The organism is Cupriavidus sp. L7L, assembly GCF_004353535.1.
GTDB classification, from domain to species: Bacteria; Pseudomonadota; Gammaproteobacteria; order Burkholderiales; family Burkholderiaceae; genus Cupriavidus; species Cupriavidus oxalaticus_A.
The window spans coordinates 1-557 of the sequence record NZ_SMNY01000179.1; the positions used below are offsets into that span (position 1 = coordinate 1).

Consider the following 557-nt stretch of genomic DNA (forward strand, 5'->3'; position numbering starts at 1 on the left):
GCGATATACCCCTCGACCTTGGCCTTGTGCGCCCCGGTCACCAGTGGACCCATTTCGGCGTCTGACTCCATCCCGTTACGGATCTTCAGCGCACGCGCCCGCTCCGCCAGCCGCGGCACCAGCTTGTCAGCAACGTCCCCCACCGCCACGGCAACGGAGATCGCCATGCAGCGCTCGCCCGCCGAGCCATAGGCCGCACCAATCAGCGCATCGACCGCCTGGTCCAGGTCCGCATCCGGCATCACCACCAGGTGGTTCTTGGCCCCGCCCAGCGCCTGCACCCGCTTGCCATGCCTGGTGCCTTCCGTATAGATGTACTCGGCAATCGGCGTCGAGCCAACGAACGACAAGGCCTGCACATCCGGATGCGCCAGCAGCGCATCGACTGCTTCCTTGTCCCCCTGCACGACGTTGAACACGCCATCGGGCAAGCCAGCCTGGCGCAACAGATCGGCAATCAGCAAGCTGGGCGAAGGATCGCGCTCCGACGGCTTCAGCACGAACGTATTGCCGCATGCCAGCGCCACCGGGAACATCCACATCGGCACCATCACCGG

At 65.5% G+C, this 557-nt stretch carries 1 protein-coding gene; it reads right to left on the reverse strand.

The features are described 5' to 3' along the window. A partial coding sequence (locus E1J61_RS36975) for an aldehyde dehydrogenase family protein (protein WP_133098669.1) occupies positions 1-557 on the reverse strand: 557 nt, incomplete at both ends.